Source organism: Salinicola socius, from assembly GCF_001937195.1.
Taxonomy (GTDB): domain Bacteria; phylum Pseudomonadota; class Gammaproteobacteria; order Pseudomonadales; family Halomonadaceae; genus Salinicola; species Salinicola socius.
The window spans coordinates 1-12,472 of sequence record NZ_MSDO01000019.1 but is presented as its reverse complement, the minus strand read 5'-3'; the positions used below and the strand labels follow the sequence as shown (position 1 = coordinate 12,472).

Here is a 12,472-nt window from a genome sequence, read left to right as displayed (position 1 = left end):
GTCTCGATTCACAGGATGTGCCATTAGGATTACCGCTATGTCGCCCGGGCAGGAACCCACGTTTCGGAACGTTCCCTTCAATCTGATGCTGACGTTGGCGTCGCTGACGATCATCATCGCCGGGATGCGTGCCGCTGAAAGTCTCATTATTCCGATACTGTTGTCGCTGTTCGTCGCCGTGATCTGTACCTCGCCGGTTCACTGGCTTTATCGCCGTGGCGTCAATTCCCTTGCGGCGGTGCTGATCACGCTGTTGATCCTGGGCGGACTGCTGGCCCTGTTCGGCACGCTGTTAGCCAACAGTTTCGCGATGTTCATGGAAAACTGGCCGGAGATGCAAAAGCAGTTGGAAGGGCATTATCTGACTCTGCTGCAATGGCTGGCGAACCAGGGGCTGTCGGTGTCGCCGCAGCGGCTGTCCGACATGGTGGATGGTACCGGTGATCAAGACTGGATTTCCGGATTCCTGAGCGGTATTGGCCTGGTCTTGTCGCAGAGCCTGGTCATTCTGCTGATGGTCAACTTCATGTTGTTTGAAACGCTGGATTTTCGTCAGAAAGTCGCTCGTGCGCTGACCAATCCCGGGCCGAGTCTGGAGCGATTTACCGAGTTCAGTTACAACCTCAAGCGTTATATGGCGGTCAAAACCGTCATCAGCCTGATCACGGGGGTGCTGGTGACCATCTCGGCTTGGCTGGTGGGGGTGCAGTTTGCACTGCTCTGGGGTGCACTGGCGTTCATTCTGAATTACATCCCCAACATTGGTTCGGTGCTGGCCGCGGTACCGCCGGTGTTGCTGACGCTTGCGATGCCGGATGGTGGGGTCGTGAAAGCGATGACGTTGGCGGGCGCTTATCTCAGTATCAACTTCGTGCTGGGTAATATCGTCGAGCCACGCGTCATGGGCCGAACGATGGGGTTGTCGACGCTGGTCGCGTTTCTATCCCTGGTGGTCTGGGGCTGGATTCTGGGGCCAGTGGGCATGCTGCTCTCGGTACCGCTGACGATGACGCTCAAGATCGCGCTGGATAGCCACCCGGAGACACGCTGGATTGCCAAGATGTTGAGTCCGTCCGAGCGCAGACGGCGACGTCAACGCAGGGCGCAGAACGCGCTGGACGAGTTGGAAGAAGAGATCGAGTGATGGGCGAGAGCCGGCCATCTCGACGAGCAGTGCTCTCGGGAAGAGTTGACGCCCAAATATGACGAAAAAAGCCGCACTCCGAGAGGGCGGCTTGGCTGGCAGGTCCTGATTGAAAGGGCGTGGCTGACGGCCCCAGCGGGTATCAGCCGTTCTGTTCGAGGAACTGGGTCAGCTGGGATTTTGACTGGGCACCGACCAGCGAGGCGACCTTGGCGCCGGACTTGAACAGCATCACCGTGGGGACGCCGCGCACCCCATGCTCGGAGGCGATTTCCGGTGCGTCGTCAACGTTGACGCTGACCACCTTGATGTCTGCGGCTTTCTCATCGGCGACTTCGTCGACGACGGGAGCCATCATCTTGCAGGGACCACACCACGGTGCCCAGAACTTGAGCAGAACGGGCTTGTCCGCGTTCAGCACTTCCTGCTCGAAGTTGGCAGTGGTGACATCGACGTTGTTGGACATGACGTTAACTCCTGTAGATATTGCGCTCTGACCGAGCTCATGGCATCGATGTTAGCCCTTGCATAGGGTGCTGGCAAATACCCTGCCGTATCGGAACGATAGCGCCAGGTTATTAAAGACCCTTTTTTCATACCGGGAATCGCGATTTCTGGCCTTCACCCGTCGCCACATATTGCGTAAAGTAATCCTCATACAGTTTCTTATGCCATTTTGGCGAGTCGGAAGCCACGAGGTCGCTTATGAAGCTTCAGCAGTTGCGCTATGTGTGGGAAGTGACAAGGCACCAGCTCAATGTATCGGCGACGGCGCAAAGTCTGTTCACGTCGCAACCCGGCATCTCCAAGCAGATTCGATTGCTGGAAGACGAGCTCGGCGTCGAGATATTCGCACGCAGCGGCAAGCATCTGACTCGCGTCACGCCGGCAGGCGAGGCGATCGTCGAACTGGCTGGCAAGGTGCTGCGAACCGTCGACGATATCAAGCACGTCGCCCAGGAACACAGTGACGAGCGTCGAGGCAATCTGTCCATCGCCACGACGCACACCCAGGCGCGTTACGTGTTGCCCGGCGTGATCAGTGAATTTCGACAGAAATATCCGGAAGTCGCGCTCCATATGCAGCAGGGGACGCCCAAGCAGATCGCACAGATGGTGAGCGAAGGTTCCGCGGATTTCGCAATCTGTACCGAATCGCTGGAGCTGTTCAACGATCTGGTGTTGCTGCCGTGCTATCGCTGGAATCGCTGCGTTCTCGTCCCCAAGGGCCATCCGCTGGCAACCGGTGAATTGACGCTGGAGCGCGTCGCGGAACATCCGCTGGTGACCTACGTTTTTGGTTTCACCGGTCGCTCGCAGCTCGACGACGCGTTCAAATCTCGTGATCTGAAGCCCAATGTCGTCCTCACCGCGGCGGACTCCGACGTGATCAAGACCTATGTGAGGCTGGGTCTCGGTATCGGCATCGTTGCCCACATGGCAGTCGATCCCGTCGCCGACAGCGATCTCATCGCGGTGGATGCCTCGCATCTGTTCGAAAGTTCCACCACCAAGATCGGTATTCGCCGCGGCACGTTCATGCGCACTTACATGTATGATTTCGTCAAACGCATGGCGCCGCATCTCGATCGAGATACCGTCGAAGCCGCGCTGGCGGCCGGGCCCAGGCATGAGGCCGATCTGTTCAAGGACCTTCAGCTGCCGGTGTTATGACAAGGCCGTTGTCGTGCCGCCGACAATGCCGACCCGATAACGCATGAGCCCCGCCATTGGCGGGGCTCATGCGTCAGGTGTCAGCGCTGAATCAATGTTGCAGGTGAAGGCCGCATTCCCGCTTGTCCTCGACCTTGGTCGGATCGAAGTAGTCGAAGTTGTTGGGCAGGTCGTGCTGCTGAAGATACTGATACATCTGCTTGGCCGTCCAGTTCAGTACCGGCGCGACTTTCAAGAGCCCATCGGCGTTGCGCGATAGCGGCTGCATGCGGGAACGTTCCGCGGTGTCTTCGGCTCGTAGCGCGGTAAACCAGACATCCGGTGCCGTTTCGGCCAGGGCGCGGCGGAAGGGCTCGAGCTTGACCTCTTCGGTGAATGCGGCATGACGCGGGTCATCGATCTGCGGCGTCGATCCCTCCACCGATTCCCGATGTGCTCGAGATCGGCGAGGGTGATAAATGGTGAGGTTGAGATCGAGCCGCTTCGTCAGTTCTTCGGCGAAACGATAAGTCGCGGGGGTGTTGTAGCCACTGTCCATCCACACGACGGGAATATCCGGGCGAACACGCGTGACCAGATGCAGGATCACGGCCTCGAACGGACGAAAGTTGGTCGTGCAGATTGCCTTGTTATCCAGACTGAGTGCGAATTCGGTAATGGCCACCGGATCGTGGCCAATGTCACGGTTGAGCGCATCGAGATCGAACGCCATGGTTGACTCCTTCGAAGGTGGTCACACCGCGCTGAGGGCTTGGTTCAGCGTAACGAGGGAACGCTGCCACTAGGGGTATGGAATATCGGCACTCTACCAATCCTGTCCCGGTATCGACCAATACCGTTTGGTTAGTTTGATAGATAACCGAATTATCACACCGGGGATTGGCTCCCGGCGATCAACCACCCAGTTGGCGTAGTGCCGATAGCGGAGTCACGCGGGGTGGGGCATCGGACGGCCATTCGACATGAGCCTCGATGGCGTAGACCTCCCGAAGGCGCTCTTGGGTCAGAACCTGGCCTGGGGTGCCGCTGGCCACATGAAGGCCTTGCTTGACCACCCATAGATGGTCGGCGAAGCGTGCGGCCAGATTGAGGTCGTGAATGGCCAGCAGGATCACGACGCGTTCTCGGCGTGCCAGACGCTGCAGATAATCGAGCACCTGTAGCTGATGATGCAGATCCAGCGCGCTGGTCGGCTCGTCGAGCATCAGCAGTTTCGGGCGACGTACGATGGCCTGAGCGATGGCGACCCGCTGCCGTTGGCCGCCGGACAGTACCGTCAGCTCGCGTTCGGCCAGCGGCTCGAGCTCCAGCGATTTCAGCGCCCGTTCGACCGCCGACAGCGCGCTGTCGACAGGCTCGGCTATCTGCGTTCGACGGGCCAGCAGCACGGCCTCGAAGACACTCAACGCGGCCTGGGTGCTGGTGTCCTGAGGCAGATAGTAGAGCAGTCGGCTGCGGCGCTCGAGGGACAGCGCATCGAGCGTCTGTTCGCCCAGGGTGATGCGCCCGCTGGCGGTTTCGATGCCGGCGATAGCTTTCAGCAGTGTCGATTTCCCCGCGCCGTTGGGCCCGATCAACGCCGTGATTTCTCCCGGTCTTGCCTCCAGCCCCGACAGGTCCCGCAGGATCCTGCGTTTGCCCAGGGTGCAGTCGAGACGGTCGATGCGTAGCGTCATCGCCAGATCTCCTTGCGCGAGCGCAGCACCAGCGAAACGAAAAACGGCAATCCGATCAGCGCGGTGAGAATGCCGATGGGGAGCAGAATCCCGGGAATCAGCGTCTTCGAGAGAATCGAGGTCAACGACAGAATCAGCGCGCCGGTCAGCGCCGACATCGGTAGGAATGTGCGCTGATCCTCGCCGACCAGAAGTCGGGCAATATGCGGGCCGACCAGCCCGACGAAACCGATCGTGCCGACGAAAGCCACTGCCGTTGCGGATAGCAGCGCGCAGCACAGCAGCATGCGTAGCCGAAGTCGGCCGACGTCGATTCCCATTGCCTTGGCCTGAATGTCTCCCAGCCGCAGCGCGGTGAGATGCCATCGCGCGAGGACGAAGATCGGCGTCGTCACCACCAGTGCCAGCCCCGCCAGCCCGACCTTGCCCCAGCTCGCCTTGTTCAGGCTGCCCAGAGACCAGAACACCAGTTGCTGCAGCGACTCGGCGGAGGCGACGTACTGCAGAATTCCCAGCAGGGCATTGAAGAAGAACATGATCGCGATGCCCATCAGCACCATCGTCTGCACGCTGACACCGCGTAGCCTGCTCAATCCCCAGATCATCAGCGAGGCGAGCATGGCCAGCACGAAAGCGTTGCCGGTCAACAGCAGTGTCCCGGCGACGGGCAGAACGCCGAAACCCAGCACGATCGCCAGTGCCGCGCCGAAACTGGCGGCGGAAGAGATGCCGAGCGTGAACGGATCGGCGAGTGGATTGTTGAGCAGCGTCTGCATTTGTGCGCCGGCGACGGCGAGACTGGCGCCGACGACGATGGCCATCAGTGCCACCGGCAGTCGTATCTCCCAGACCACGACGTGAAGAATGTGGGGCACTCCTGCGGGCGTCACCAGAGCCTTCATCACGTCAACGAGCGGATAGGCGCCAGGCCCGGTGGCGACGTCGACCAACAGCGAGATCAATGTTGCCAGGGCGGTCACAGCGATGAGCCACAGCTGACGTCGGCGGCGAGCCAGATAGCGGCTGATGGTGGAGTTCGGCGCTGTAGCGTGAGGCGAGATCGTGTGGGTTCTCAAGGCAGTGTTCGTTGTTTGACGATGGCGACAGGCAGCGTAAACCAATGAAATACTATTGGGAATCGTTCTCGTCGTGGACCTGGCTGGTCAGCGCTTGCATCAGGCGTTCGATCTTGGCGAGCGTCTCCTGATACTCCGCTTCTTCATCCGAATCCGCGACGAGTCCGCCGCCACCCCAGATATGCAGAGTGTCGCCATCGGCAATCACAGTGCGAATGGCGATCGAACTGTCCAGTCGGCCACGCCGGTCGACGTAGCCGAGGCTGCCGCAGTAGACGCTGCGCTGACAGGGTTCCAGCTCATCGATGATCTGCATGGCGCGATGTTTGGGGGCGCCGGTAATCGAGCCGCCGGGAAATGCAGCGGCCAGAAGGTCCAGTGGCGTTGCGCCTGCCGCCAGTTCGCCACGTACGATGCTGACCAGGTGATGAACGTTGGCATAGCTCTCCAACCCGCATAGCTGCGGGACCGCGACGCTGCCGGGACGACAGACGCGGCCGAGATCGTTGCGCAGGAGATCGACGATCATGATGTTCTCGGCACGATCCTTGGCGCTCTGCTGGAGTTCGGTTGCCAGGCATAGGTCTTCATCGGCCGTCCGCCCGCGGGGGCGGGTGCCCTTGATCGGGCGCGTTGCGACCTGACCGTCGGCAACGCCGATGAAGCGCTCCGGTGATAGCGACAGAATGGCCTGGTCTGCCCACGCGAGATAACCGCCGTAGGGCGTCGGGGTGGCGAGGCGTAGACGCCGATACGCCTGCCAGGTACTTCCCTGAAACTTTGCGGTAAAACGCTGTGCCAGGTTGATCTGGTAGCAATCGCCCGCGTGAATGTAGTCGATGACCCGTTGAAAGCGTCTTCCGTAGCTGGCGCGGTCGATATCGCCCACGAATTCACTGGTCAATGTGAAGTAGGCCGAGTCCGGCTTCGCGGGTTCTTTCAGCCAATCGATCACCTGCTCTCGGCGCGCAGCCGTCGCGACGAGCAGCGTGCGTTGCGTGTCGTGATTCTGGATCAGCGCCCAGTCGTAAAGTCCCAGCCGGGCTGCTGGCAGGCTGGGTCCCGGGCGCTGGTCGCTTTGTCCTGTTGTCGAATGAGTCGGCTCGTGGGAGTTCATCAGTGAATAGCCCCAATAGCCGAGCAGGCCACCGAGAAACGGGAGCGCCTTCGCCTCGGCCGCTACGGCCTTTGTCAGTAGAGGCAGCAGCTCGGTCTCGGCGTGATCCAGGAGAGCCTGCTGAGCCTCGAAGGGCTCGGCGGGCAGCGGCATCGGCGGTTCGCACCGCGTCAGGCCATCATCGACGCTCAGCATCGCCAGCGGATCGCTGCTGATAATGTCGAAGAGGCCGCCCGGCGCGTTCGGGCGCCCACTATCCAGTAATACGGCACCCGGACGTCGCTGCAATCGTTCGAAGAGCGAGGCCGGATCGGGCGTATAGGGAAAGTCGGTTATCTCGAGCCGGGGTCTCGTATCGGCCATTAATACTATTCCTGAGGAATGAAAGACGCCTGAGGAATGAAAGACGCCTGAGGAATGAAAGACGCCTGAGAAATGAAAGACGCCCGGGGAGCGCACGACGCCTGACGCCTGGACGACGACGGGCCGTCGGGACCCTGCCGTGCTGCGCGATACCGGACAAGAAAGTCTGGGCGATGCGTGTCAGGCAGTGAGTATCGGGCGCCAAGTCTATCGGGAGTGATGCCGACGAGCGAGGCCCACGGATCTCCGTTCGGGGCGTTGTGGTACGGCCTGATTCGCCTCGAGGCAGAATGACTGGCAGCACTGGCTCGTCTTGCCCAGCCTAATTGTTGACAATGTCGCATGGGAAGGCGTTGGTATTCCGACTAAAGTGTAGTCATTGCGAGCTTTTTTCCATTGATCAACAAAAACGGGCCGCCTATCATGGGGACTTCGCCCTCCAATTGTTAACAATTCAATGCCTCAGCCAATTTCCGATATGCATGACGCCGATACCGAGCTCCCCGTGGTTCGCACGCTTGCCGAGCGCGTTTTTCATCAGTTGCAGCGTGCCATCGTCCGAGGCGAGCTCCCCCCCGGCACTCGTATCACGGAACCGGAGCTCTCGACCCACTACGGTATCTCGCGCGGTCCGTTGCGGGAAGCCATGCGACGGCTGGAGACCTATCGGCTGATCGAGCGGGTGCCACATGTGGGTGCTCGTGTCGTCAAGCTGTCGATGGACGAGCTGTTGGAGCTGTTCGACGTTCGAGAGGCTCTGGAAAGCATGGCCGCGAGATTGGCCGCCAAGTCGATGACGGCCGAGGAAATCGCCGGCCTGCGCGAAGTGCTGGCTTTCCACGAGCGCCAGGAAGACCTTTCCAGTGGCGAGGCCTACTACCAGCGCGAGGGCGATCTCGACTTCCATTACCGCATCGTGCAGGGCAGTCACAATCGCATGCTGATGACGCTGCTATGCGACGACCTCTATTACCTGGTGCGGCTCTACCGTACTCAATTCAGCGCCAACGGCTCCCGGCCGCAACGCGCATTCGTCGAGCACCACCGTATCGTCGATGCGATCGAAGCGGGCGACGCCGAACTGGCCGAACTGTTGATGCGTCGCCATGTCAGCGCTTCTCGAGAAAACGTCGCGGCGCACTATGCCCGCACACTAGGCGACGAAGCGGTGCATTCACCCGAAACCCCAAGGATCGAATCATGACCCATCCGAGCCCCGGTGGCCGCTTTCGTGAAGCGCTCGACACTCATCGCCCGTTGCCCATCGTCGGCGCCATCAACGCTTACAGCGCGATGATGGCTAAGGCTGTCGGGCATCATGCGCTCTATCTTTCCGGCGGTGGCGTGGCCAACGCGTCCTACGGGTTGCCGGATCTTGGCATGACCACGCTCAACGATGTCGTGGAAGACGCCCGTCGAATCACTGGTGCCTGCGATCTCCCGCTGCTGGTGGATATCGATACCGGCTGGGGCGGAGCGTTCAACATCGCCCGCACGGTCAAGGAGATGGAGCGTGCCGGTGTCGCCGCGGTCCATCTCGAGGATCAGGTAGCCCAGAAACGCTGCGGTCATCGCCCCAACAAGGAGATCGTTTCCCAATCGGAGATGGTGGATCGCATCAAGGCTGCCTCCGACGCCCGGCGCGATCCGGATTTCTATCTCATCGCACGTACCGATGCCTTCCAGAAGGAGGGGCTTGCGGCCGCTGTCGAACGTGCCAACGCCTGCGTCGAAGCGGGGGCGGATGCGATCTTCGCCGAAGCGGTTCACACCCTGGATGACTATCGGGCGTTCTGCGAGGGCGTCGAGGCACCGATTCTCGCCAATATCACCGAGTTTGGCGCGACGCCGCTATTTACCCAGCAGGAGCTGGCGGAAGTCGGCTGTCGAATGGTGCTCTATCCGCTGTCGGCGTTTCGGGCGATGAACGCTGCGGCACTCAAGGTGTATCAGGATATTCATGCCAAAGGGCATCAGCGAGATGTCGTCGATTCGATGCAGACGCGAGAGGAGCTTTATGAATTCCTCGACTATCACGCTTTCGAACGCAAGCTCGATTCGCTGTTCGAGAGAGGGAGCGACTGAGCGCAGGCATTTTTCAGGCTAAGTCCAGGAGAGCATCATGGTGAACCAACCCCAAAGCACCGGGCTGAGAGGGCAAAGTGCAGGGTCGACCGAGATCTGCACGGTCGGCAAGAGCGGCTCCGGCCTCACCTATCGCGGTTATGACATCCAGACGCTGGCCGAGAACGCCCGCTTCGAAGAAGTTGCCTACCTGTTGCTGAAGGGGGCGCTTCCCACTCAGCAGCAGCTGGAGGATTACATTGCACAACTTCAACGTTCACGCTCGCTCCCGTCACCCTTGAAGAAGGTATTGGAACAGATCCCGTCCGATGCCCACCCGATGGATGTCCTGCGCACGGGCACATCCATGCTGGGAAACCTGGAAACCGAGCAGCGCTTGGAAGAGCAGCAGCGTCATGCAGATCGTTTGTTGGCCGTGACGCCGTCGATTCTCAACTACTGGTACCGATATTCACTCTACGGTGAACGTATCGAGACCGAGACTGACGATATCTCCGTGGGGGGGCACTTCCTGCATCTACTGCACGGCAAGCCCGCGTCGGACCTGCATGCGCGAGTGATGAACGTTTCGCTGATCCTCTATGCCGAACACGAGTTCAATGCTTCGACCTTCACGGCGCGAGTCTGCGCGTCGACGCTATCGGATCTGCACAGCTGCATCACAGGGGCGATCGGTTCGTTGCGGGGCCCTCTGCATGGTGGCGCCAACGAGGCGGCGATGGAGATGATCAGTCGCTGGTCGACGCCGGACGAAGCGGAGCGGCGCATTCTCGAAATGCTCGAGCGCAAGGACAAGATCATGGGCTTCGGACATGCCATCTATCGCGAGTCAGATCCCCGTAGCGCGATCATCAAGGAGTGGGCCCGGAAGCTGGCGGACGACGTGGGCGACAATCACCTCTATGCCGTATCGGAACGTGTCGACGAAGTCATGTGGCGAGAGAAGACGCTCTTTCCCAACGCGGACTTCTATCACGCCAGTGCCTATCACTTCATGGGTATCCCCACCAAGCTGTTCACGCCGATCTTCGTCTGCTCCCGCCTGACGGGATGGTGCGCTCACGTCTTCGAGCAGCGCGGCAACAATCGCATTATCCGTCCCAGCGCGGACTACGCAGGCCCGGAAAGACGCGAGTGGGTGCCGATCGAGCAGCGATAGTGTGAAACGGGAGCGTGTGGCGAGACACGGGCTTCTTACACCGACATAACCAAGGACGCCATTTCATGAGTGCCAACGTCGACCTCAATCAGCGCCCCGATTACGATCCGGAGCTTCAGGCCATTGCGGATTACGTTCTCGATTATCGTATCGAGAGTCAGGAGGCGTTGGACACGGCGCGGCACTGCTTGATGGACACGCTGGGTTGCGGGCTGCTGGCGCTGCGTTTTCCGGAATGCACCAAGCATCTGGGCCCGCTGGTCGAAGGTACGTTCGTTCCCAATGGCGCGCGTGTTCCGGGAACCCAGCTTCGTCTCGATCCGGTCAAGGCCGCCTGGGATATCGGCTGTATCATTCGCTGGCTGGATTACAACGACACCTGGCTGGCAGCGGAATGGGGGCATCCGTCTGACAATCTCGGCGCGATTCTGGCGGTGGCCGATCACGCATCTCAGCAGCGTCCGGCAAAGGGGCACCCCCCGCTGTTCATGCGCGACGTGCTCGAGGCGATGATCATGGCCCATGAGATTCAGGGGGTACTGGCGCTCGAAAACTCGTTCAATCGGGTGGGCCTGGATCATGTGGTGCTGGTCAAGGTGGCATCGACCGCCGTGGTTGCGAAGTTGATGGGTGCCAGCCGAGAGCAGCTGCTTTCGGCGCTGTCGCATGCCTTCGTCGATGGACAGAGTCTTCGAACCTATCGCCACGCGCCCAATGCCGGATCGCGCAAGAGTTGGGCCGCGGGAGATGCCACTTCCCGGGCGGTGAGGCTCGTGGATATTGCCATGCGAGGGGAGATGGGGATTCCTGGTGTGCTCTCGGCACCGCAATGGGGCTTTTATGATGTCCTGTTCAGCAAGACCAACAAGGATCAGGCGATCAAGCCCGAAGCCGAGCGCCGCTTCCGGGTCGAGCAGGACTACGGTAGTTATGTCATGGAAAATGTGCTGTTCAAGATCAGTTTCCCGGCTGAATTCCATGCCCAGACGGCGGCAGAAGCAGCCGTCACTCTTCACCCTCAAGTGTGTGATCGCCTGAACGAGATCGAGCGTATCGTGGTGACCACTCACGAGTCGGCCATCCGCATCATTTCCAAGGCGGGAGAGCTCGCCAACCCGGCCGATCGGGATCACTGTCTTCAGTACATGATTGCCGTGCCCCTGGCGTTCGGAGATTTGACCGCAGAGCATTACGAAGATGATTTCCATCTTGCCAATCCGATCATCGATCGTCTGCGCGACAAGATGGAAGTGATCGAAGACGAGCGCTACAGCCGTGACTATCATCAGGCCGACAAACGCTCCATCGCCAACGCGGTTCAGGTTTTCTTCAGCGACGGCACGCACACAGAAAAAGTGGCGGTAGAGTATCCGCTAGGCCATCGCCGGCGACGTGAAGAAGGGATTCCGCTGCTGAAGAAGAAGTTTCGGCACAACCTGGCGACGCGCTTTCCCGCGCAGCGCTGTGAACAGATCCTCGCACTGTATGAAGACGAAGCGCGACTCGCGTCGATGCCGGTCGATGCTTTCGTGGGACTTTGGGCTATCTAGGCGGGCAGTGACATCGGCTAGATGACAACTTGATGACCCGCGGTAGAGATCATCAGATTTTTGTCTGCTCGGGGGTTGCCAAGTGCCGGCGAGAGTCGTAAAGTACGCATCCGCTGTCGCCGAGACAGGTTCTCGGAGGCGGTGAAGGAGAAAGCCAAGCGTTTGATTTGATTGAAGAAATCGGTTGACGCAAGGCGGTGAGGCAGGCACAATCGCTTCCCAGTTCTTCGCAGGATCGGCACCACTGAGCAGCAACGGCGCCCGGCAGGATTCGACAGAAAAACGTTGACATCTTCGCCCAGATCCTTAAAATACGCCACTCCTTACGGCGAGCAAGAAAACAAGCGCTGACAAGCACTTGAAACCTTTCAGGCTCGTGGCGGAAGTCGCAAGACTCCCAAGTGGGAACGCTCTTTAACAATCGATCAGGTAATTGATGTGGGTGCTTGCTCTCGCGTGACGTCAGTCACGACATATCGAGGCAAGCGACTCGTCAAAGATTCGTTTGACCTTGAACCAAGTTTGGTCCGCTTTTTTCCTTTGTCTTCGGGCCTGGGAAAAGTAAGGACTATCAGACTTTAAACTGAAGAGTTTGATCATGGCTCAGATTGAACGCTGGCGGCAGGCC

Annotated in this window: 11 protein-coding genes; 6 read left to right on the top strand and 5 right to left on the bottom strand. The window is 59.8% G+C overall.

Features of this window, described 5'->3' with window-relative positions; all coding sequences use genetic code 11:
* The first annotated feature begins 37 nt into the window (after window positions 1–37).
* Window positions 38–1,144 (top strand): AI-2E family transporter, encoded by a 1,107-nt coding sequence (locus BTW07_RS12440; protein WP_075570503.1) that lies wholly within the window; start codon window positions 38–40, stop codon window positions 1,142–1,144.
* Window positions 1,145–1,286: 142 nt separating this feature from the next.
* Here BTW07_RS12440 and trxA read toward each other — a convergent pair whose 3' ends face one another.
* Window positions 1,287–1,610, bottom strand: a complete 324-nt coding sequence (gene trxA, locus BTW07_RS12435; protein ID WP_075570502.1) for a thioredoxin — start codon at window positions 1,608–1,610, stop codon at window positions 1,287–1,289.
* Window positions 1,611–1,849: 239 nt separating this feature from the next.
* Here trxA and cysB point away from each other — a divergent pair, with 239 nt between their 5' ends.
* A complete protein-coding gene (gene cysB, locus BTW07_RS12430; protein ID WP_075570501.1) occupies window positions 1,850–2,818 on the top strand; it encodes an HTH-type transcriptional regulator CysB in 969 nt (322 codons plus the stop codon).
* A gap of 91 nt (window positions 2,819–2,909) precedes the next feature.
* On the opposite strand, the gene BTW07_RS12425 is transcribed toward cysB, so the two are convergent.
* From BTW07_RS12425 to pabB, 4 genes are all read right to left on the bottom strand, one after another.
* Window positions 2,910–3,530 carry a phosphoadenosine phosphosulfate reductase domain-containing protein gene (locus BTW07_RS12425; RefSeq protein ID WP_075570500.1) on the bottom strand — a complete coding sequence of 207 codons (621 nt, stop codon included), beginning with the start codon at window positions 3,528–3,530 and terminating at the stop codon, window positions 2,910–2,912.
* 181 nt (window positions 3,531–3,711) lie between these two features.
* Window positions 3,712–4,494, bottom strand: a complete 783-nt coding sequence (locus tag BTW07_RS12420; protein ID WP_075570499.1) for an ABC transporter ATP-binding protein — start codon at window positions 4,492–4,494, stop codon at window positions 3,712–3,714.
* The gene (locus tag BTW07_RS12415; RefSeq protein ID WP_075570498.1) at window positions 4,491–5,570 is read right to left on the bottom strand and encodes a FecCD family ABC transporter permease; all 1,080 of its coding nucleotides are present in this window, start codon (window positions 5,568–5,570) and stop codon (window positions 4,491–4,493) included. The genes BTW07_RS12420 and BTW07_RS12415 overlap by 4 nt, the downstream gene beginning before the upstream one ends.
* A 52-nt stretch (window positions 5,571–5,622) precedes the next feature.
* Window positions 5,623–7,050 carry an aminodeoxychorismate synthase component I gene (gene pabB / locus BTW07_RS12410; RefSeq protein WP_075570497.1) on the bottom strand — a complete coding sequence of 476 codons (1,428 nt, stop codon included), beginning with the start codon at window positions 7,048–7,050 and terminating at the stop codon, window positions 5,623–5,625.
* 457 nt (window positions 7,051–7,507) lie between these two features.
* Here pabB and BTW07_RS12405 point away from each other — a divergent pair, with 457 nt between their 5' ends.
* The 4 genes from BTW07_RS12405 to BTW07_RS12390 all read left to right on the top strand — a co-directional run bounded on the left by BTW07_RS12405 (window position 7,508) and on the right by BTW07_RS12390 (window position 11,844).
* Window positions 7,508–8,254, top strand: coding sequence for a GntR family transcriptional regulator (locus tag BTW07_RS12405; protein ID WP_075570496.1), 747 nt, complete (start codon window positions 7,508–7,510; stop codon window positions 8,252–8,254).
* Window positions 8,251–9,135: a methylisocitrate lyase gene (gene prpB, locus BTW07_RS12400; protein WP_075570495.1), complete on the top strand. Its 885-nt coding sequence runs from the start codon at window positions 8,251–8,253 to the stop codon at window positions 9,133–9,135. Before BTW07_RS12405 ends, prpB begins: the two co-directional genes overlap by 4 nt.
* Before the next feature lie 37 nt (window positions 9,136–9,172).
* The gene (gene prpC, locus BTW07_RS12395; protein WP_075570494.1) at window positions 9,173–10,294 is read left to right on the top strand and encodes a bifunctional 2-methylcitrate synthase/citrate synthase; all 1,122 of its coding nucleotides are present in this window, start codon (window positions 9,173–9,175) and stop codon (window positions 10,292–10,294) included.
* 65 nt (window positions 10,295–10,359) lie between these two features.
* Window positions 10,360–11,844 carry a bifunctional 2-methylcitrate dehydratase/aconitate hydratase gene (locus BTW07_RS12390; RefSeq protein WP_075570493.1) on the top strand — a complete coding sequence of 495 codons (1,485 nt, stop codon included), beginning with the start codon at window positions 10,360–10,362 and terminating at the stop codon, window positions 11,842–11,844.
* The last annotated feature ends 628 nt before the right edge of the window (window positions 11,845–12,472 follow it).

What these genes read in the sequence shown, in the direction of transcription:
- trxA (WP_075570502.1), bottom strand. Translation starts at nt 1,610, where the DNA reads ATGTCCAACAACGTCGATGTCACCACTGCCAACTTCGAGCAGGAAGTG.
- prpB (WP_075570495.1), top strand. Translation starts at nt 8,251, where the DNA reads ATGACCCATCCGAGCCCCGGTGGCCGCTTTCGTGAAGCGCTCGACACT.
- prpC (WP_075570494.1), top strand. Translation starts at nt 9,173, where the DNA reads ATGGTGAACCAACCCCAAAGCACCGGGCTGAGAGGGCAAAGTGCAGGG.
- cysB (WP_075570501.1), top strand. Translation starts at nt 1,850, where the DNA reads ATGAAGCTTCAGCAGTTGCGCTATGTGTGGGAAGTGACAAGGCACCAG.
- pabB (WP_075570497.1), bottom strand. Translation starts at nt 7,050, where the DNA reads ATGGCCGATACGAGACCCCGGCTCGAGATAACCGACTTTCCCTATACG.
- BTW07_RS12440 (WP_075570503.1), top strand. Translation starts at nt 38, where the DNA reads ATGTCGCCCGGGCAGGAACCCACGTTTCGGAACGTTCCCTTCAATCTG.
- BTW07_RS12425 (WP_075570500.1), bottom strand. Translation starts at nt 3,530, where the DNA reads ATGGCGTTCGATCTCGATGCGCTCAACCGTGACATTGGCCACGATCCG.
- BTW07_RS12420 (WP_075570499.1), bottom strand. Translation starts at nt 4,494, where the DNA reads ATGACGCTACGCATCGACCGTCTCGACTGCACCCTGGGCAAACGCAGG.
- BTW07_RS12390 (WP_075570493.1), top strand. Translation starts at nt 10,360, where the DNA reads ATGAGTGCCAACGTCGACCTCAATCAGCGCCCCGATTACGATCCGGAG.
- BTW07_RS12405 (WP_075570496.1), top strand. Translation starts at nt 7,508, where the DNA reads ATGCCTCAGCCAATTTCCGATATGCATGACGCCGATACCGAGCTCCCC.